Below are 19,706 nucleotides of genomic sequence, written 5' to 3'. Positions count from 1 at the left end.
CTTTAGGCCCCTTTTTTGTCTTTATTCTGGAGAATTTATTATGGCGAAAGAATTTGGTCGCCCGCAGCGCGTGGCCCAGGAGATGCAAAAAGAGATTGCGATTATCCTGCAGCGTGAAATCAAAGACCCGCGTCTGGGCATGATGACCACCGTTTCCGGTGTGGAAATGTCCCGTGACCTGGCCTACGCCAAGGTGTATGTCACCTTCCTCAACGACAAAGATGAAGCCGCGGTGAAAGCGGGCATCAAAGCGCTGCAGGAAGCCTCTGGCTTTATCCGCTCTCTGCTGGGGAAAGCGATGCGCCTGCGCATCGTGCCGGAGCTGACCTTCTTCTACGACAACTCACTGGTGGAAGGGATGCGCATGTCCAACCTGGTCACCAGCGTGGTGAAACACGACGATGAGCGTCGTGTGAACCCGGACGACAGCAAGGAGGACTGATGAGTCGTCCTCGTCGTCGCGGCCGCGACGTGCACGGCGTATTGCTGCTGGATAAGCCTCAGGGCGCCTCCAGCAACGATGTGCTGCAGAAAGTAAAGCGTATATATAACGCCAACCGCGCCGGACACACCGGCGCGCTGGATCCGCTGGCGACCGGCATGCTGCCGATCTGCCTTGGCGAAGCGACCAAGTTTTCCCAATACCTGCTGGATTCCGATAAGCGCTACCGCGTGATCGCCAAACTTGGCCAGCGCACCGATACCTCCGATGCCGACGGTCAGGTGGTGGAAGAGCGCCCGCTGACCTTTAGCGACGAACAGCTGGCGGCGGCGCTGGACAGCTTCCGCGGCGAGACGCAGCAGGTGCCGTCGATGTACTCGGCGCTGAAATATCAGGGCAAGAAGCTGTACGAGTATGCCCGTCAGGGGATTGACGTTCCGCGGGAATCCCGGCCGATTACCGTCTATGAGCTGCTGTTTATCCGCCACGAAGGCGATGAGCTGGAGCTGGAGATCCACTGCTCGAAAGGCACCTACATCCGGACGATTATCGATGATTTAGGTGAGAAGCTCGGCTGCGGCGCGCACGTGATTTTCCTGCGTCGCCTGGCGGTGAGCAAATACCCGGTTGAGCGGATGGTAACCCTCGAGCAGCTGCAGGCGCTGGTCGATCAGGCGGCGGCGCAGGATATTCCTGCCGCGCAGCTGCTCGATCCGCTGCTGATGCCCATGGACAGCCCGGCCTCGGACTATCCGCTGGTGACCATCCCGGAGACCTCCGCGGTCTACTTTAAAAACGGCAACCCGGTACGTCAGTCAGGCGCGCCGCTTAACGGGCTGGTACGGGTGATGGAAAGCGAATCCGGCAAGTTTCTCGGCATGGGCGAAATTGACGATGAAGGCCGCGTGGCGCCGCGTCGTCTGGTGGTGGAATACCCGGCGTAAGCGCTTTTCTTGCGATAAAAGCCTGCTACGAGTAGAATATCGCCGCTTAACGTCCGCTAAAGTGTTTTAACATTTTCGGGCGTTGCATCAGGGGTCGCTGAATTAGAGATCGGCACCCTTTCTTTCTTTTAATTTCTGGAGTTCTAAAATGTCTCTAAGCGTTGAAGCTAAAGCAAAAATCGTTTCTGAGTTTGGTCGTGGCGAAAACGACAGCGGTTCTACCGAAGTTCAGGTTGCACTGCTGACAGCACAGATCAACCACCTGCAGGGCCACTTTGCAGAGCACAAAAAAGATCACCACAGCCGTCGTGGTCTGCTGCGCATGGTTTCTCAGCGTCGTAAACTGCTCGACTACCTGAAACGTAAAGATGTTGCACGTTACTCCGCGCTGATCGAGCGTCTGGGTCTGCGTCGCTAATTCTGCGAGTTTCAGAAAAAGGGGCCTGACGGCCCCTTTTTTCGACCGGGCGGCAGCAATTCATTCAAAACTCATGTATTGTTGCTAGTAATGATCTTCATGCAGAGGTTCGCGCGGCTAATGAGAGGCTTCATCCGCAGGGGCGGGTAAAGGTTGTCATTAGTCGCGAGGATGCAGAGGATCGGGTCAATAGACGCTATGTCGTGGATATGGCGTGATTTATAGATAAAAAGGATAGAATTTTGCTTAATCCGATCGTTCGTAAATTCCAGTACGGCCAGCATACCGTGACCCTGGAAACCGGCATGATGGCGCGCCAGGCAACGGCCGCTGTGATGGTTAGCATGGATGACACTGCGGTATTCGTGACCGTTGTGGGCCAGAAAAAAGCGAAGCCAGGCCAGGACTTTTTCCCGCTGACGGTTAACTACCAGGAGCGCACCTACGCTGCCGGTAAAATCCCGGGTGGTTTCTTCCGTCGTGAAGGCCGCCCAAGCGAAGGCGAAACCCTGATCGCGCGTCTGATTGACCGCCCGGTTCGCCCGCTGTTCCCGGAAGGCTTTGTTAACGAAGTACAGGTTATCGCCACTGTTGTTTCCGTTAACCCGCAGGTTAACCCGGATATCGTCGCGATGATCGGCGCTTCCGCAGCGCTGTCCCTGTCTGGTATTCCGTTCAATGGCCCAATCGGCGCCGCGCGCGTGGGTTACATCAACGACCAGTACGTACTGAACCCGACCCAGGAAGAGCTGAAGTCCAGCAAACTGGATCTGGTGGTGGCCGGTACCGAAGCGGCCGTACTGATGGTGGAATCCGAAGCGGAACTGCTGAGCGAAGACCAGATGCTGGGCGCGGTGGTCTTTGGCCACGAGCAGCAGCAGATTGTGATCCAGAACATCAACGACCTGGTGAAAGAAGCCGGTAAACCACGTTGGGACTGGCAGCCGGAAGCCGTCAACGAAGCGCTGAACGCGCGCGTTGCTGCGCTGGCTGAATCCCGCCTGAGCGATGCTTACCGTATCACCGACAAACAAGAGCGTTACGCTCAGGTTGATGTGATCAAATCTGAAACCATCGCTACGCTGGTTGCAGAAGATGAAACCCTGGACGCTAACGAACTGGGTGAAATTCTGCACGCTATCGAGAAAAACGTGGTTCGTAGCCGCGTGCTGGCCGGTGAGCCGCGTATCGATGGTCGCGAAAAAGATATGATCCGTGGTCTGGACGTTCGTACCGGCGTTCTGCCGCGTACTCACGGTTCCGCACTGTTCACCCGTGGCGAAACGCAGGCGCTGGTTACCGCGACGCTGGGTACCGCACGCGATGCGCAGAATATCGATGAACTGATGGGCGAGCGTACCGACTCCTTCCTGTTCCACTACAACTTCCCTCCGTACTCCGTAGGTGAAACTGGCATGGTGGGGTCTCCGAAGCGTCGTGAAATCGGTCACGGTCGTCTGGCTAAGCGCGGCGTTCTGGCCGTGATGCCGACTATCGAAGAATTCCCGTACACCGTACGCGTGGTGTCTGAAATCACCGAATCCAACGGCTCTTCTTCCATGGCTTCCGTCTGCGGTGCCTCTCTGGCGCTGATGGACGCTGGTGTGCCGGTGAAAGCCGCCGTGGCGGGTATCGCCATGGGCCTGGTGAAAGAAGGCGACAACTTCGTCGTGCTGTCTGACATCCTCGGTGACGAAGACCACCTTGGCGATATGGACTTCAAAGTAGCGGGCTCCCGCGACGGTATCTCTGCGCTGCAGATGGATATCAAAATTGAAGGTATCACCAAAGAAATCATGCAGGTTGCATTGAACCAGGCTAAAGGTGCGCGTCTGCACATCCTGGGCGTGATGGAGCAGGCGATTAACGCGCCGCGCGGCGATATCTCTGAATTCGCACCGCGTATCCATACCATCAAGATCAACCCGGACAAGATCAAAGACGTTATCGGTAAAGGCGGTTCTGTTATCCGTGCCCTGACCGAAGAGACCGGTACCACCATCGAAATCGAAGATGACGGTACCGTGAAGATCGCAGCGACTGACGGCGACAAAGCACAGCATGCTATCCGTCGTATCGAAGAGATCACCGCTGAGATCGAAGTTGGCCGTATCTACAATGGTAAAGTGACCCGTATCGTTGACTTTGGCGCGTTCGTTGCCATCGGCGGCGGTAAAGAAGGTCTGGTTCACATCTCGCAGATCGCTGACAAGCGCGTTGAGAAAGTGACTGACTACCTGCAGATGGGTCAGGAAGTGCCGGTTAAGGTTCTGGAAGTTGACCGCCAGGGCCGTGTCCGTCTGAGCATCAAAGAAGCAACTGAACAGACTCCGTCTGCCGCAGCGCCGGAAGTTCCGGCTGCCGAGCAGGGCGAGTAAGGTTGCCGTTAGCCCTCCGCTTTTGCGGAGGGCGTTTTACGGGCAGGACGCCTCGTTTGCAGCCGGGGAACAGGACGTTCATCCAATCGTTGTCTTCGGGAGTGGGAAATGAAGCCTTTTTTGCGCTGGTGTTTCGTGGCGACAGCTCTCACGCTGGCAGGATGCAGTAGCACCGCCTGGCGTAAGGACGCCGTCCTCGCAGTACCATTGCAACCGACTTTACAGCAAGAAGTGATTCTGGCACGTATGGAACAAATTCTTGCCAGTCGGGCTTTATCCGATGACGAACGCGCACAGCTTTTATATGAGCGCGGAGTGTTGTATGATAGTCTCGGTCTGAGGGCATTAGCGCGAAATGATTTTTCACAAGCGCTGGCAATCCGACCCGATATGCCTGAAGTATTCAATTACTTAGGTATTTACTTAACGCAGGCAGGCAATTTTGATGCTGCCTATGAAGCGTTTGATTCTGTACTTGAGCTTGATCCAACTTACAACTACGCGCACTTGAACCGCGGTATCGCCCTGTATTACGGCGGCCGGGCTAAGTTAGCGCAAGATGATCTGCTGGCGTTTTATCAAGACGATCCCAATGATCCTTTCCGTAGCCTGTGGCTTTATATCGCCGAGCGTAAACTCGACGAGAAGCGGGCGCTTGAAGCACTCAGAGAGCGCTTAGACAAGTCGGACAAAGAGCAATGGGGATGGAACATTGTCGAGTTCTACCTTGGCGACATTAGCGAAAAAGAGCTGATGACTCGTCTGAAGGCAGACGCAACGGATAACACCTCGCTCGCTGAGCATCTCAGTGAAACCAACTTCTATTTAGGTAAGTACTACCTAAGTCTGGGGGACAAGGACAGCGCTACGGCACTGTTCAAACTGGCGGTCGCCAACAACGTACATAACTACGTTGAGCACCGATACGCATTGTTGGAATTATCGCTCTTGGGCCAGGAGCAAGATGACCTGGCAGAATCGGACCAGCAATAGCTGACGAACACATCAGCCCATAGTTTTTTGCTTGCCATCACCTTCGCGGGTGAGGGCGTTGTTGTTCGTTAATACACCTACTTTGAGCCGGTTCACACTTTTCAATGAAAATTATCGTAAATTTTCACGATGAGTTATGTAGACTGGCCGCCATTAATTTTGAGGCACACGTACTACATGGCTGAATTCGAAACCACTTTTGCAGATCTGGGCCTGAAGGCTCCTATCCTTGAAGCGCTTAACGATCTGGGTTACGAAAAACCATCTCCGATCCAGGCTGAGTGCATTCCGCATCTGCTGGACGGCCGCGACGTTCTGGGTATGGCCCAGACCGGTAGCGGTAAAACCGCAGCGTTTTCTTTACCGCTGCTGAACAACATCGATCCTGAGCTGAGAGCACCACAGATCCTGGTGCTGGCGCCGACCCGCGAGCTGGCGGTACAGGTTGCTGAAGCAATGACGGAATTCTCTAAACATATGCGCGGCGTAAACGTGGTTGCCCTGTACGGCGGCCAGCGTTATGACGTGCAGTTGCGCGCCCTGCGTCAGGGTCCGCAGATCGTTGTCGGTACCCCGGGTCGTCTGCTGGACCACCTGAAGCGCGGCACCCTGGACCTCTCTAAACTGAGCGGTCTGGTACTGGATGAAGCAGATGAAATGTTGCGCATGGGCTTTATCGAAGACGTAGAAACCATTATGGCGCAGATCCCGGAAGGGCATCAGACCGCGCTGTTCTCCGCCACCATGCCGGAAGCGATCCGTCGCATTACCCGCCGCTTTATGAAAGAGCCGCAGGAAGTGCGTATTCAGTCCAGCGTGACCACTCGTCCGGACATCAGCCAGAGCTACTGGACTGCCTACGGTATGCGTAAAAACGAAGCGCTGGTGCGTTTCCTGGAAGCGGAAGATTTTGATGCGGCGATTATCTTCGTCCGTACCAAAAACGCGACCCTGGAAGTGGCTGAAGCGCTGGAGCGTAACGGCTACAACAGCGCGGCGCTGAACGGCGACATGAACCAGGCGCTGCGTGAGCAGACCCTGGAGCGTCTGAAAGACGGTCGTCTGGATATCCTGATTGCGACTGACGTGGCAGCCCGTGGTCTGGACGTTGAACGTATCAGCCTGGTGGTGAACTACGACATCCCGATGGATTCTGAATCCTACGTTCACCGTATCGGTCGTACCGGTCGTGCGGGCCGCGCGGGCCGCGCGTTGCTGTTCGTTGAGAACCGTGAACGTCGTCTGCTGCGCAACATCGAACGTACGATGAAGCTGACCATCCCGGAAGTGGAGTTGCCGAACGCAGAGCTGCTGAGCAAACGTCGTCTGGAAAAATTCGCCGCGAAAGTCCAGCAGCAGCTGGAAAGCAGCGATCTGGACCAGTACCGTGCGCTGCTGGCGAAAATCCAGCCGACGGCGGAAGGCGAAGAGCTGGACGTGGAAACGCTGGCTGCCGCGCTGCTGAAAATGGCCCAGGGCGAACGCTCGCTGATCGTGCCGCCGGATGCGCCGATGCGTCCGCGTCGTGAGTTCCGTGACCGTGACGATCGCTTCGAGCGTCGTGGCGACCGCAACGATCGCGCTCCGCGTGGCGATCGCGAAGATCGTCCGAAGCGTGAGCGTCGTGACGTAGGCGATATGGAACTGTATCGCATTGAAGTGGGTCGCGATGACGGTGTTGAAGTGCGTCATATCGTTGGCGCGATCGCTAATGAAGGCGATATCAGCAGCCGCTACATCGGTAACATCAAGCTGTTCGCTTCTCACTCCACCATCGAACTGCCGAAAGGGATGCCGGGCGAAGTGCTGCAGCACTTTACTCGTACCCGCATCCTGAACAAGCCGATGAACATGCAGCTGCTGGGCGATGCGCAGCCGCGCACCGAACGTCGTGGCGGTGGTGAACGTCGTGAAGGTGGTCGTAGCTTCGGCGGTGAGCGTCGTGAAGGCGGTCGTGGCTTCGGTGGCGAGCGTCGTGAAGGTGGTCGTGGTGATGGTCGTCGTTTCAGCGGCGAACGTCGTGAAGGCCGTGCGCCGCGTCGTGATGATGCATCCGCGCCGCGCCGCGATGACTCTGCCGGTCGCCGTCGCTTCGGTGGCGATGCATAATTAACGTAGCCCGCTAGCGTAAACTAAATAATACAGCCCCGATCGTCATGATTGGGGCTTTTTTTATTTCTTTTGTACTCGTGTACTGGTACAGTGCTTCGCACCCATCGTGGGAAAGTATTTTTGACTGGAGATTTCGGTAAATGGCGACACTAACCACTACGGCAACCCGTCCGTCCCTGTTTGGCGGCGTGGTGATCATCGGCGGCACGATTATCGGCGCGGGTATGTTCTCGCTGCCGGTGGTGATGTCCGGCGCGTGGTTTTTCTGGTCGCTGGCGGCGCTGGTTTTCACCTGGTTCTGCATGCTGCACTCCGGTCTGATGATCCTCGAGGCCAACCTTAACTACCGGATCGGCTCCAGCTTCGACACCATTACCAAAGACCTGCTCGGCAAGGGCTGGAACCTGGTCAACGGCGTGTCGATCGCCTTTGTGCTGTATATCCTGACCTACGCCTATATTTCAGCCAGCGGCTCGATACTACATCATACGTTTAGCGAGATGTCGCTGAACGTGCCGGCGCGGGCGGCGGGTTTTGGCTTTGCGCTGCTGGTGGCATTTATCGTCTGGATGAGCACCAGGGCGGTGAGCCGCATGACGGCTATTGTGCTCGGCGCCAAGGTGATCACTTTCTTCCTGACCTTTGGCAGTCTGCTGGGGCACGTCGAGCCGACGACGCTGTTTAACGTTGCGGAAAAGAACGCCTCCTATGCGCCATATCTGCTAATGACGCTGCCGTTCTGCCTGGCCTCGTTTGGCTACCACGGCAATGTGCCGAGCCTGATGAAATACTACGGCAAAGATCCACGCACCATTATCCGCTGCTTAACCTACGGTACGCTGCTGGCGCTGGGTCTGTACGTGGTCTGGCTGCTGGTGACGATGGGCAATATCCCGCGTCCGCAGTTTGTCGACATCGCGCAGAAGGGCGGCAACATTGATGTGCTGGTGCAGGCCCTGAGCGGGGTGCTGAACAGCCGGAGCCTGGATCTGCTGCTGGTGGTGTTCTCTAACTTTGCCGTCGCCAGCTCGTTCCTTGGCGTCACGCTGGGGCTGTTCGACTACCTGGCGGATCTGTTTGGTTTTGACGACAGCGCGCTGGGGCGCTTTAAAACTGCGCTGCTGACCTTTATTCCGCCGATGATGGGCGGGCTGGTGAAACCCGATGGCTTCCTCTACGCCATCGGCTATGCCGGCCTGGCGGCGACGATCTGGGCGGCGATTGTACCGGCGCTGCTGGCTCGCGCCTCGCGTAAACGCTTCGGCAGCCCACAGTTCCGCGTATGGGGCGGAACACCGATGATTGTGCTGATCCTACTGTTTGGCCTTGGCAATGCGGTTGTACACATTCTGTCGAGCGTTAATCTGCTGCCGGTTTACCAGTAATTTTAATCTACCTGAGCCAGAATTACCGATCTGGCTCAATATATATTCCCCAGCATTCTCTTATTATCAGGTAAGGTCATTTTAAATAAGGGGATGTTTATATGCCTGAGCAAGACATCACTTTGCGTAAACTGGAAATTTTCCTTGGATATATGGAAACCATGAATATTTCTAAGGCAGCAGAGAATATGAAAATATCTCCGGTCAGTGTACACCGCGCCATTCATTCTCTGGAAGATAATCTACGCTGTGCTCTGTTTACGCATAATGGCCGAAATTTACAACCATGTCCCGCGGCCTGGGTGATGCAAAAGCATGCCAAAGAAGTGATGGATGCCATGGAACGCTGTGTTTACATGACGCGAGAAGCTTCAGGATATCACTCTCCGGCATTACGCTTAGGTCTGCTCTATTCACTGGTGCTGAAAACGGCGCCGCAGATTGTTCAGGGGTTGAAAAATCGTCGCCCGGAACTTTCTATAGAATTTATTATGAATTCTAATAAGGTTTTATTAGAAGCTTTAAATGCAGGAAGTATTGATGCAGCATTAATTTCAACGCCCGATGAATATAATTCTCATTTATTTGAAACCTGGACGATATTTTCTGATTCCATTTATTTAGCGGTTCCCGTACAGGATGCGGATACTCTATCAGTACCCGTTGACCTCTCCCTGCTACAGAGTAAAAAGTTTATCGCCCTGAGTGAGGGGTTCGCCACCTGGAGAGGTTTCCAGCAAGCGTTTCGTATCGCTGGATTTGAACCTGACATTGCGCTTCGGGTGCATGATATTTTTTCGTTAATGAGCATGGTGAATGCCGGAGTGGGTTACACGCTTATTCCCGGGCGCATGCGTGGGCTTTTTCGTAGCGGTATACGCCTGTTGCCTTTGCAGGAGGCCTTTCGTATGGAGCAGGAGATATCGCTTGTTTTTCCCCGTAGCCAGGAAAATCATCCAGGACTGCTATCTCTTCTCGCAGAATGCCGTATGTATGCCAGGCAGCTTATGCTGGAGAATAACGATGTAGAGAAAGCCCCATGATTTCCTGGGTAATCCGCTGATAAACCTGGGCTTCGCCGTACATGGCGACGGCGAGCCACCGGGGGGTGCTGACTAAGGCAATTTTCATGCGGATATGATCATCGCTGATAGTATTCGTTAACGCGTGGGTCAGCGCCTGGCGGCTGAGTGAGCATAAGGTGAAAATGGCCGATTCCTGCCTGGTGATGATTTGATTCTTCAACGCACAGCCGATGACGGAGCGCTGAAGTTTGTTTCGCAGTTCATCAGGGGTGCCGCTGATAAACGCAAAGCCGATTCGGTGTTCGGGTTTATCGGCCAGTAGCTTTTGCCGAAAAATCTCCTCTTCCTCCTGCGTGCACAGAGAGGCCTGCATCGCAATTTGCCCGGGCTTCATACGATGAAATGAATCCATAAGTCTCCCTGGCGCCTGTTGCATAAAACAACAGGCGCATGCGGTTAAAAGAACGGGGATAAAGAGAGATAGAGCGCAGAGGGTGCCAGCAGACAGCCCAGGCCGGTATAGAAGGTGGCTGTCATTGCGCCATAAGGGACAAGTTTCGGGTCAGTCGCCGCCAGCCCTGCCGCCACGCCGCTGGTGGAACCCATTAGCCCGCCGTAGACAATGGCTGCAGCGGGAGAGTTCAGTCCGGCGGGTTTGGCCACCAGCGGCGTAACAATCATGATGGCGATAGATTTTATCACTCCGGCAGCGATACTGAGCGCGATAACATCCGAGCTTGCGCCAAGCGCCGCGCCGGTAACCGGGCCGACAATAAAGGTCACTGCGCCGCCGCCGATAGTCGCCATGCTGACCGCATCGGTATAGCCGAAGGCCCAGGCAACAATCGCTCCCAGGTAGAAGGAGAGCACGGTAGAGACGACCAGCGCCAGCGCGCCCGCGAGGCCCGCTTTTTTCAGCTCCTCAAGCTTCACGCCAAAGGCGGTGGCGATAATGGCAAAATCACGGAACATGCCGCCACCCATCAGCGCAATACCGCTAAAAAGAGTGATGTCGGAAAGCCCTTTTTTGCCGCCGGTGAGTTCGCCGCCTAGCCAGGCCAGCAGCAGACCCGCGGCAATGGCGATCGCCGAACTGTGAATTTTACCGCGAAAGACGTGGGTTGAAAGCCAGGCCGCAACCCAGCAGACAATACCAACCACCACAAAAGCGGTGACCAGGGCATTGCTGGTGAAGTTACTGGTAAGAATCTTTGTGAATTGTTCCATTCTTTATACTCTCCACCGGTTAGTCTGCTGAACGTGCCATCGTACTTTTGTTGCCGATTTTGCTCAGTGGTTTAATCAGCAGAAAACCAATCACCACTGCGCCAAGGCCAGCAATAAGCGCCACCGGGCCTCCTTTGAGCGCGGCCACAACGTTCTGGTTCGCGGACATGGCGACAACAATAGGGATATACATCGCGTTCCAGAATCCAACCCCCTGTTCGGCAGGTTTAGACAACAGCCCCTTATCCGTCAGCTTCTGGGAAATAACGACTAAAAACAGCATGGCAAAGCCGACGCCGCCGATATTGGCGGAAATTCCAAGCAGCAAGCCCAAAAGATCGCCGACAATTAACCCGGCGAACATGCATAATCCCATTAACATCAATCCGTAAATAATCATGATGTTTCTCTTTCTATAACCACACTAAAAGCATAAGAGGCTACCCGAACCGGGAAATGACAATAAAGTAAGACAAGGGCTTTTAGCACAGTCTGTTTTTATGATGCGGACAGTCAACAGTCAATTTATACGTACACACTCTGCCTGTCATATCAGCGAAATGTTTATCGCTGATATGACTCAGGCATAATGGTTATATCACAAAGGAATGCCGCACTATTTATTTAGTATTAAAAACGTGACGGTCTACTCAGCGGCAATTTCAAATAAGACCATGCCTGGGTTTACGCGATCGCCTGCGTTCACCGCCAGTGACTTTAATACGCCAGCCTCCGGCGAGGCGACAGGCATTTTCATTTTCATGGCTTCCAGGATCACAACCGGCTGGCCCTTTTCAATTTTGTCGCCCACTGCAGCTTTAACTTCATCGACCACACCCGGTACTTTTGATTTAACTTCAGACATATTAATTTCCTTTAATATATTTCATTGAAAGATGTTTTATTAACCCGGCGACATCATGTCGCGTCATTAATTCGACATCGGTCTCACCTTTAGCCAGCAGGGTCAGACTCCCGCTAAACCATTCCTGGATATTGATAGAAAAACCGTTGGGTAAGTTAATTTCCCCATCAATACGCACTGAATATTGCTGAGCAATATCAGTCAGAAATGAGTAACAATCGCTTAACGCCATTTCGTGCCAGGGCGTAATGCGGATATCTAAATCGGAGCGACTGTCCGTCCATAGCCAGGGCGTCGCCATCTCGAGCGCCACCGACCCCCATACGCCGAGCCCGGTTTCCGGTCCGCGCCAGGCCTGACGCAGGGCGCTAAAGGCACGTATCGCGCTGGTACGGCTGACGGCAGGCAGGGTGGCCGTTTGCTCCGGCGTTGACACGCGCGTGACGGCCTGTAATGAAGCCACCGTCGCCAGCCGTAAACGCTGCCCTTGCCAGCGCTGCGGAAAGCAAAATCCCAGGGAAATACTCACTTCATCACGAATGCCTCTGCGCACAATGCCGGGGAGATATCCGGAGAGCAGATAGTCCCGCGCCTCTTCCCGCCATGAGGCGGGGAGGGCGCTAAACGCGCCGTTCAACTGCCTCGCAATCAGCCGCAGCTCAGCGCTGTCCAGCCAGCACAGAGTATGGCGTTGCAAGGCACTCATCGCTGCTTGCTCCATGCCGGATCGTTTTTCGCCTGTTGCTGTAGATCTCGCTGCGCCGCCAGCAGGGCGTCAAACTGCGCGGTGGCCTGCGGACCGATAACATCGACCGGCGCGGTTTTTGCCGCTTCCTCCCCAGGAACCGTAACGGGGTAGAGGCGGATATGGGTGGCGCTGGCCTGGGTTTGTAACTGCGCGCTGACCCGGCAAACACGCCCCTTGATACGTAAAATCGTCCGTGCCGTCCGCTCGATAATTTCCCGGTGATGGGCGGTAGTCGCCATCACCACCATGTCATATTCCGGCGTGGTGCGCTGACGCTTCCAGGTCTGGATTTTGCCCTGCGCATTACACAGATGGCCGTTGGTCGCCACGGGAAAGCTGTCGCCGGTCGGCAGGCCGCCAACGATAACTTCCCGCCAGTCACCGCCCTGCGGCGCGGCGACCAGCGAAATATCTTCCCGCAGCGGAAGGCCGTCCAGGATCAGCCAGCCGAATTCCTGGCAACCGTAGACATCATGCAGTCCATAACCCAGCGAAGCGCACAGCGGAACCAGCGCTTCATCAAGGGGCGTGCCTGCGGTAATCAGCATCAGCGTTTTGGGTAAATACGCCTGCAGATTCATCTTTAGCGCCTGTTCGAGCGTGGCGCGTAAAAATGAGGACTCTCCCACCACCACATCCGGCTGCTGGCGACACAGGGCAATCAGCAGCGCGTCCCGGCAGGAGCGGGATAAAAAAGACCAGTGCAGACCGCTCTCGTCCAGCGCCTGACGCGTGAACACATTCACCAGCGGCGCGTAGGTCACCACCATATGCTGCCCTGCGGTTACACCGCATTCCGCCAGCACACGCCTACCCGCCGCGATACGCAACGGCAGTTCGTTCTGCGTTACGCCGACGATGTTTTGAAATGCGCTGCTGCCGGTGGTAAAGGTAACCAGCGCCAGATTCAACGGCGTATGGATCTCCTCGATAACGTGAGCCGCCGTGGGGCCAGCGATGCCTTTATCGCTCAGCGTGCGGCGCGGCATCTCCGTCAGCGTGGGGATACCCTGCTGGGCGTCAACCAGCCATTCGAGTGTGGCGATGGGATCGTTCATAGCGCGAACTCCAGAATCAGGCCGGTTGATACCGCGCCGCGACCGCCCGATACTCCTCGCGCATCTGCGCCAGAATCACGTTGCGCATTTTTCTGCCGCCGCGCGCTTCGCCTGCGATCCCACGCCCCTGCGGACCTGTCGCCGTGACGCCAGCCGCCTGTTTCTGCTGGCGCACTTCTGCGATATGGCGAACGATCGTCCCTTTCATCTCCGGGATCGCCTGGATCAGCGCTTCCACCCCGCCCAGTTGCCAGAAGAACTCCGGCCCGGCCGCGAAGACCGGATTGGTTCGGGAAAGTTCGCTCAGACGCTCCACGTCCTGGCGGGTAATACGCGCGATACTGCTCAGCGGCATAACGTGGATCATGGTGCCAAATTCCGACGTCAGGCTCAGGATATGATCGGCCTGTAAACCGTGGCAGAGAAACGCGCCGCTAATGGCGCGACCGATAACCATCGCGATAATCGGGTGCCCGGCATGGCGCGCCTCAGCCAGTGCCAGCTGATAGGCACCGGTGGCTTTATTCATGCCGATGATCTCTTCCAGCTTGCCCGGCCCGTTGCCGGGAGTGTCGACGATCAGCACCAGCGGACGTTTCTCGCCGACGGGCTTGTCTTTATCCATGGCCAGCGTGCGATAGACCGCCAGCGCCATTTTGTAGCCCTCTTCCAGCCCGATAACCCCGGCGTAGACCACCGGAAAACGCGGGTTAAAGGTCATGGCGTCGTTAGCAATAACGGTGCAGACTTCACCGCTAATGCGGGCGCTGCCGATGACGGCCCCTGGTCCGTAATCCTCATAAGGCAGCTCGAGATCCGCCAGCGCGTTTTCTTCGAAGCTGTTTTCGTCAACAATCAAATCGATAGCGGCGCGGCCCTGGCCGAGTAAATTTTCCATTATGCTTCCTCCACCGGCAGGCGTTTAACGTTGCTCAGGAACGTGTCGAGATCCATATCCACCAAAGACTGGGGCGCGGTATTGCCCGCCATCGCCCAGACATCCCGCGCATCTGATGGCTCTGACTCGCTGATTTTTTGCGTGAGCGCCATCTGGGCGCGTACTTTTGCTTCGCTGCCGATGCGGCGCATGGCTTCAATCTGCGGCCAGGGCAGGTCGGCAATCAGCGCGGCCTGCTGGTGGAAGGCTGCCAGCGAGTCGGCAATCAGATAGTTGCAGTCGCCGACGATATACTTGTGCTTACCGCCGGTGGTGCGGAACACCAGCGCGCGGTCAGAAGCGTCGAACTCGCTGCGGCCCATCTCCTGTTCGATGACCTCAGGCCCGGTCAGCCCCAGGCGGCCCGATTCGCTCATCACGATGACGTCGGTAGCGGCAGCGACAAACCCCATCCCGCCAAAGCAGCCGATCTTGCTGCCAATCATTGCCACCACCGGTACGCGACCGCGCAGGGTTTGCAGCATGTCCATGCACTCGGCGTGGGCCAGCAGTCCGGCGTTAGCCTCATGCAGACGCACGCCGCCGGTTTCAAAGGAGATGAGGACGATCGGGCGGCGGGCAGGGTCGGTGGTCTGCGCCGCCAGTTCGTCCGCCAGCATCAGCGCGCCGACCATCTTGGCGCCGCCCACTTCACCCACTGCCCCCCCGATAAAGCGCCCCTCCTGGGAGATGACGATGGCCGGGTGCTGGCCCAACAGGCCGATACCGGTGACGATACCGTCGTCAAATTCAACCGCCTCATTGAGCACGGGCAGGTGCGGGCTGGTTCGTTTGGCCGCCGGGCCGATCAGTTCAGTAAAGGTGCCTTTATCCACCAGCGAACTGGCGCGAACCCGGGCGCTGGCTTCCAGAAAACGCAGATCATTCATGATGGGTTTCTCCCGGCATAGCCTGCTGTAACGCTTGCTGAATTCGTAAAGCCACTACCGCCGGCGTGGCGTTATTGTCATTGATGCTGACCTGCATGTTGCCCAGCGGTCCATTTTCCAGAAACCGTTTCAGCACAATCTCCCAGATATGATCGAAACCGGTCACCGGCGTGGATATAGTGACTTCGATACCGCCCGCCAGCGCTTTCGGCTCCAGCAGGACCTCCAGATCGCCAGAGCCTACCACGCCGCAGTGCACGGTTTGCGGCAGAGATGCTCTTTCGCGGGTGCCGCTGAAATGATGTGATATTTGATGTAGAGCCATGTCCTTTTCCCCTACCAGTTACGGAATCGAGCGGGCGGGTTATAGAGTCCGCCAGACCAGTCAACCAGATCGCGAATGCTTTTCGCCGCCAGCATCTGACGGTTGGCGCGGCGGCGATCAATGCCTAAATCTTCCGGCGTTTTGACAATGCCAGCCTCTCGCAGCTGTGCGGTCTGTGCCGGATCGGCGGCAAGGCCAATGCCGGTGTAGCCCGCCACGGCGCGAATGGCCGCCATGCGCTGTTCCAGCCCTTCGCAGCGGTGCAGATAGGCGATGCCCTCTTCGGTCAGTACGTGGGTGACGTCATCGGCGTACACCATGACCGGCGGCAGGGCGAGGTTGGCTTTTTCCGCCAGTTCCCAGGCGTCCAGCTTGTCGACGAAAGCGGGCTGGCGCTTCTCGCGGAAGGTTTCCTGCATCTGCACCACCAGACGTTTGCCGCGCGGCATATCGCCAATCAGCTGCTGTTGGGTGGCCTTGAACTCTTCGCCGCATTTCAGCCAGGATTGCGTTGCATGACGGCGGCCTTTGGCGTCGCAGCCCATATTCGGCGCGCCGCCAAAGCCTGAAACGCGGCTGGCGGTGGCGGTGCTGCTGTTTCCGTACTTATCGATCTGCAGCGTGCCGCCGATAAACATATCGAGCGCGTAGTGACCCGCAGCCTGGGCGAAGGCGCGGTTGGAGCGAAGCGTGCCGTCCTGGCCGATATAAAAGACGTCCGGGCGTTCGGCGACATATTTCTCCATGCCCAGTTCACCGCCGAAGCAGTGCACCGACTGGATCCAGCCGCTTTCGATCGCCGGGATCAGCGTCGGATGCGGGTTGAGTACCATATGGGTACAGACCTTGCCTTTCAGCCCCAGCTCCTCGCCGTAGGTGGGCAGCAGCAGCTCAATGGCAGCGGTGAAGAAGCCAATGCCGTGGTTAATGCGCTCAACGCCGTATTCGGCATAGATACCTTTCAGCGCCATCATTGCCATCAGCACATGGGTGTCGGTAATAAGCCCCGGATCGCGGGTAAAAAGCGGCTCGACGTAGAACGGGCGCGGCGCTTCAATCACCGCATTTACCCAGTCGCCGGGGATATCAACGCGCGGCACTTTATCGACAATCTTATTGACCTGCGCGATCACAATCCCCTGGCGGAAATGGGTGGCTTCGGTAATAACAGGCGTATCTTCGGTGTTAAAGCCGGTGTAGAGATTGCCGTCTTTATCCGCTTCAAAGGCGGTGATTAGCGACACGCGCGGCGTGAGGTCGACAAAGTAGCGGCTGAACAGCTCCAGATAGGTGTGGATGGCCCCGAGCTTAATCTTACCGTCCTGGATCAGCTTCGCCAGACGGCCATCCTGCGGCCCGGCATAGGCGAAATCGAGCTTTTCAGCGATGCCCTTTTCAAACAAATCCAGATGGCTGGACAACGGTACGGATGACTGCACCATATGCAGGCCGGAGATCTTTTGCGGATCAAGCTGGCACAGGCATTCGGAGAGAAAATCCGCCTGTTTCTGGTTATTGCCCTCAATATTGACGCGATCGAAGCTTCGAATAACGGCTTCCAGCGCGGCGACAGTATCTTTGGCGTCGATAATTTTGCCGTCACGGAAATACGGGGCCAGCTGATTCAGGCGCTGTACCGTATCGTCCTTGAGTTGATGCCAGTTGTGCTCTTTTAGCATGGGTTGACTCCATTAATTCAGCAGGAATAGCGTGGAGATAAAGATCCCGGTGGCGATAGCCGAGACGATCAGACCGCTCACGCCCGCACCCATTGCCAGCGGCAGAATGATGGCGTAGGGGTTCTCATGGTTAACCTCTTTCTGCGCGATTTTTGCCGTCGTCGGCAGGCAGGAGACGCCCGCGATACCGATAGCCGGGTTATAACGCCCCTTCGAGATAAACCAGATAAACCAGCCGCCCAGCAGAGCGCCGACGGCGGAAATGGCCAGCGCGCCGATACCAAGGATCAGGATGATGGCCACTTTCGGGTCGAGAATCGTTTGCGCTTCGCACAGTGTGCCCAGCAGCAGGCCGAGAAACAGCGTTGCGGTATAGGTCAGCGTGGATTCCAGTAATTTCTGGAACGGTTCGATCTCCGCTTCTTTAATCGCGATCCCGAGGAAGAACGAGAGGATCAGCGGCGCGGCGACCGGCAGCAGCAGGCACAACAGCAGGCAGGCGCAGACGGTAAAGATGAATTTCGCTTTCTTCGATACGGTGGGGTATTCAATTTCAACTTCCATGCCACGGTATTTTTTCGGTACCAGCAGGCGCACCAGGTACGGATAACCGGCATAGGTCAGGCTCAGGTAGAGATAAGCGATAATGGCGATGGGGACGAACAGGTTCGGTGCGAGGATAAGGGAGGCAAAGAGCACCATCGGCCCATCTGCGCCGCCGATAGTGGCAATCGACGCGGCTTCGTTGGCAGGCAGGCCGAATACTTCAATACCCAGCAGCAGCGCGGCGAAGGTTCCCGCCTCGGCGAACAGGGCGACAACAATGCTGGCCCAGGGACGGAGCAGAATAAAGCTGATGTCGCTCATTGCGCCAATGCCGAAGAAAACGATACAGGCGATGAGGCCATTGCTAAAGGTGAAGTTATAGACCGGCTGCAGAAAGTTTACCTGCATCAGGTTTACCAGGTCGTTAGGCTCGCTGACCATCGGGTCGAGAATTAAGGTCCCGGTTTGTCCCCCCGCCAGAAACAGTACCCCGGCGTTAACCGCGATCATACCGAGGCCCATCGGCACCATAATTAACGGTTCAAGCTTACGGCGGAATCCCATCCAGGCCAATATAAAGCCGAGAACAATGAGCAGAAAACGTGCAATGGCTATTTTCGGATCTTCTATAAAAAAAGTGCCAATGCCCGAAAAGAGCTTAACAAAGATATCCATAACTATATTCCTGATGGCAAAGGTAAAGTTCGTAAATTAATCGTCGGTGATATTTAATTTATTCATCATCTTGTTGACGCCAACAATGATGCCGACAACCGCAAATGAAATTACAATCGTTAAGCCATACGTTAATAAAGTATAAAAATAGATGTTCATATTCTTCCTTATGTCATATCTCCTTGCGGCTGGCGGCAAAGAAAATACATCGCCAGACACAGCGCTAATAAATCGGCCGAACCGCCAGGGCTGACCCACCTATCCAGGCACCATGAATTAAAATCAGCCAGTTCCTGCTCGATCGCAGGGTTAAACATTCCGCCCTGCGTCATCAGACGCCGGGCATATTGCTTCATTTCCGCCAGCGCCTGCTGGCCGCCGCGAAACAGCACGGTTGTGTCATCGCAATGGGCCATTAGGGTGAGCAGCGTATGAATTAGCGCTTCCCGCCAGGCCAGCCCGTTGTCCAGCGCCTGATGCAGCGCGGGTAAGCCAATCTGGCAAACCAGTGGGAAGCCTTGCTCTGCCTCGCCGCGCACGCCGGTAATGCCGAATCCGACATACAATTTCTCACCGTGGGTTTGCGCCGGGCGTTCGGTCAGGACGGAGAAATCCCGACGGCAGAGATCGCGGCAGAGTTCAGCGACGCACTGGCTTAAGGCGTGATAAGAGAGGGTTTTCCCGCGCCCGGAAAGCCATCCTGCCGCTGTCGCCAGAACCGCGCCGGAAAAAAGAATGCCGCGCTGAGTATTAACCTGCTGTGTTGCCCGCAGCAGCGTATTTTCATAATGAATGCCAATGGCACGTATTGTTGTAAAGAGTTCCCCTGGTGAGCCCTGATGATTTTCCCCAGCATGGGCGCAGGCGCTAAAACAGGGGGCAATAGCCGATGTGCTGGTAATAAATAACCAGATATCCATATCTTTATGCGCCCCTTGTGAATGGGGTGTAACAAGGCCGGGTTTAGGCCAGGCGGAGACCTCCATTAACAGCGCTTTTAATAAGCACTCGCCGATCCACATAGCACGGGCAGTTGGTTGGCTCATGGGTATTCTCTTT

General features: G+C 56.0%; 21 protein-coding genes. 9 read left to right on the top strand and 12 right to left on the bottom strand.

Features of this window, described 5'->3' with window-relative positions:
* Positions 1 to 40 precede the first annotated feature (40 nt).
* From rbfA to CE636_RS12155, 9 genes are all read left to right on the top strand, one after another.
* Positions 41 to 442 (top strand): 30S ribosome-binding factor RbfA, encoded by a 402-nt coding sequence (rbfA, locus tag CE636_RS12200; protein ID WP_002918248.1) that lies wholly within the window; start codon positions 41 to 43, stop codon positions 440 to 442.
* Positions 442 to 1,386, top strand: coding sequence for a tRNA pseudouridine(55) synthase TruB (gene truB, locus CE636_RS12195; protein WP_017899913.1), 945 nt, complete (start codon positions 442 to 444; stop codon positions 1,384 to 1,386). Before rbfA ends, truB begins: the two co-directional genes overlap by 1 nt.
* A 148-nt stretch (positions 1,387 to 1,534) precedes the next feature.
* On the top strand, positions 1,535 to 1,804 hold the full coding sequence (gene rpsO / locus CE636_RS12190) for a 30S ribosomal protein S15 (RefSeq protein WP_002918244.1): 270 nt from the start codon (positions 1,535 to 1,537) through the stop codon (positions 1,802 to 1,804).
* Positions 1,805 to 2,046: 242 nt separating this feature from the next.
* On the top strand, positions 2,047 to 4,182 hold the full coding sequence (gene pnp / locus CE636_RS12180) for a polyribonucleotide nucleotidyltransferase (protein ID WP_004206170.1): 2,136 nt from the start codon (positions 2,047 to 2,049) through the stop codon (positions 4,180 to 4,182).
* A gap of 108 nt (positions 4,183 to 4,290) precedes the next feature.
* Positions 4,291 to 5,175 (top strand): lipoprotein NlpI, encoded by an 885-nt coding sequence (gene nlpI, locus CE636_RS12175; RefSeq protein ID WP_004206169.1) that lies wholly within the window; start codon positions 4,291 to 4,293, stop codon positions 5,173 to 5,175.
* Between the two features lie 104 nt (positions 5,176 to 5,279).
* Positions 5,280 to 5,360: a protein YrbN gene (gene yrbN, locus CE636_RS12170; RefSeq protein WP_085955485.1), complete on the top strand. Its 81-nt coding sequence runs from the start codon at positions 5,280 to 5,282 to the stop codon at positions 5,358 to 5,360.
* The gene (gene deaD, locus CE636_RS12165) at positions 5,353 to 7,284 is read left to right on the top strand and encodes an ATP-dependent RNA helicase DeaD (RefSeq protein WP_004206168.1); all 1,932 of its coding nucleotides are present in this window, start codon (positions 5,353 to 5,355) and stop codon (positions 7,282 to 7,284) included. Before yrbN ends, deaD begins: the two co-directional genes overlap by 8 nt.
* 143 nt (positions 7,285 to 7,427) lie before the next feature.
* Positions 7,428 to 8,672, top strand: a complete 1,245-nt coding sequence (gene mtr / locus CE636_RS12160) for a tryptophan permease (protein ID WP_017899912.1) — start codon at positions 7,428 to 7,430, stop codon at positions 8,670 to 8,672.
* 101 nt (positions 8,673 to 8,773) lie between these two features.
* Entirely contained in the window at positions 8,774 to 9,715 is a 942-nt protein-coding gene (locus CE636_RS12155; protein WP_017899911.1) for a LysR family transcriptional regulator, read from the top strand.
* On the opposite strand, the gene CE636_RS12150 is transcribed toward CE636_RS12155, so the two are convergent.
* The 12 genes from CE636_RS12150 to citG all read right to left on the bottom strand — a co-directional run bounded on the left by CE636_RS12150 (position 9,678) and on the right by citG (position 19,693).
* Positions 9,678 to 10,109 (bottom strand): HutP family protein, encoded by a 432-nt coding sequence (locus CE636_RS12150; RefSeq protein ID WP_017899910.1) that lies wholly within the window; start codon positions 10,107 to 10,109, stop codon positions 9,678 to 9,680. The genes CE636_RS12155 and CE636_RS12150 overlap by 38 nt on opposite strands.
* Positions 10,110 to 10,153: 44 nt before the next feature.
* Complete coding sequence (gene madM / locus CE636_RS12145; RefSeq protein WP_017899909.1) at positions 10,154 to 10,924, bottom strand: malonate transporter subunit MadM; 771 nt, start codon at positions 10,922 to 10,924, stop codon at positions 10,154 to 10,156.
* 19 nt (positions 10,925 to 10,943) lie between these two features.
* On the bottom strand, positions 10,944 to 11,324 hold the full coding sequence (gene madL, locus CE636_RS12140; RefSeq protein WP_025999210.1) for a malonate transporter subunit MadL: 381 nt from the start codon (positions 11,322 to 11,324) through the stop codon (positions 10,944 to 10,946).
* Positions 11,325 to 11,570: 246 nt separating this feature from the next.
* Entirely contained in the window at positions 11,571 to 11,789 is a 219-nt protein-coding gene (locus CE636_RS12135; protein ID WP_017899907.1) for an acetyl-CoA carboxylase biotin carboxyl carrier protein subunit, read from the bottom strand.
* A 1-nt stretch (position 11,790) separates the two neighbouring features.
* Positions 11,791 to 12,495, bottom strand: coding sequence for a malonate decarboxylase holo-[acyl-carrier-protein] synthase (mdcG, locus tag CE636_RS12130; RefSeq protein ID WP_017899906.1), 705 nt, complete (start codon positions 12,493 to 12,495; stop codon positions 11,791 to 11,793).
* Complete coding sequence (locus tag CE636_RS12125) at positions 12,492 to 13,595, bottom strand: hypothetical protein (protein WP_017899905.1); 1,104 nt, start codon at positions 13,593 to 13,595, stop codon at positions 12,492 to 12,494. The genes mdcG and CE636_RS12125 overlap by 4 nt, the downstream gene beginning before the upstream one ends.
* 16 nt (positions 13,596 to 13,611) lie before the next feature.
* The gene (gene mdcE, locus CE636_RS12120; RefSeq protein ID WP_017899904.1) at positions 13,612 to 14,493 is read right to left on the bottom strand and encodes a biotin-independent malonate decarboxylase subunit gamma; all 882 of its coding nucleotides are present in this window, start codon (positions 14,491 to 14,493) and stop codon (positions 13,612 to 13,614) included.
* Entirely contained in the window at positions 14,493 to 15,422 is a 930-nt protein-coding gene (locus CE636_RS12115) for a biotin-independent malonate decarboxylase subunit beta (protein ID WP_017899903.1), read from the bottom strand. Before CE636_RS12115 ends, mdcE begins: the two co-directional genes overlap by 1 nt.
* Positions 15,415 to 15,747, bottom strand: a complete 333-nt coding sequence (gene mdcC / locus CE636_RS12110; protein ID WP_017899902.1) for a malonate decarboxylase acyl carrier protein — start codon at positions 15,745 to 15,747, stop codon at positions 15,415 to 15,417. Before mdcC ends, CE636_RS12115 begins: the two co-directional genes overlap by 8 nt.
* Before the next feature lie 11 nt (positions 15,748 to 15,758).
* The gene (gene mdcA, locus CE636_RS12105) at positions 15,759 to 17,426 is read right to left on the bottom strand and encodes a malonate decarboxylase subunit alpha (RefSeq protein WP_017899901.1); all 1,668 of its coding nucleotides are present in this window, start codon (positions 17,424 to 17,426) and stop codon (positions 15,759 to 15,761) included.
* 12 nt (positions 17,427 to 17,438) lie between these two features.
* On the bottom strand, positions 17,439 to 18,647 hold the full coding sequence (gene madB, locus CE636_RS12100; RefSeq protein ID WP_017899900.1) for a Na+-transporting malonate decarboxylase, carboxybiotin decarboxylase subunit: 1,209 nt from the start codon (positions 18,645 to 18,647) through the stop codon (positions 17,439 to 17,441).
* A 167-nt stretch (positions 18,648 to 18,814) separates the two neighbouring features.
* Positions 18,815 to 19,693, bottom strand: a complete 879-nt coding sequence (citG, locus tag CE636_RS12095) for a triphosphoribosyl-dephospho-CoA synthase CitG (protein WP_025999209.1) — start codon at positions 19,691 to 19,693, stop codon at positions 18,815 to 18,817.
* Positions 19,694 to 19,706: the final 13 nt, after the last annotated feature.

It is taken from the genome of Klebsiella sp. LY, from assembly GCF_004010915.1.
Lineage (GTDB): Bacteria > Pseudomonadota > Gammaproteobacteria > Enterobacterales > Enterobacteriaceae > Klebsiella > Klebsiella quasipneumoniae.
Note: the sequence above shows the minus strand (reverse complement) of the source record. Positions and strands in the feature narration are given on the sequence as shown.